General features: G+C 41.7%; 1 pseudogene. It reads right to left on the bottom strand.

The window, feature by feature from the left end:
- Nucleotides 1-235: pseudogene (locus AAEZ02_RS23535) on the bottom strand (hypothetical protein); the annotation flags it as partial.

A 235-nucleotide genomic window follows, 5' to 3' on the forward strand; every position in this document is an offset into this window, starting at 1 on the left:
GCATCAGCTTGATCAGTATCTTTCCAACGTATAATCTCACCAACAGCACTATTTCGAGAAGGGGTAACATTTGCTACACCGATAGGATCAACAAAACCCGCTTTATAACTAAATATAACCATGGTTTCATTAGGTAACACACCGGCATTCTGACCGCGATCTAGGCTAAGTTGGTTACCTTTAATTCCCATCACTTGAGTTGTTGCAGGCATTTCTGTCAACATACGCGTCAGTA

It is taken from the genome of Shewanella sp. T24-MNA-CIBAN-0130, from assembly GCF_040310185.1.
Classification (GTDB): domain Bacteria; phylum Pseudomonadota; class Gammaproteobacteria; order Enterobacterales; family Shewanellaceae; genus Shewanella; species Shewanella psychromarinicola.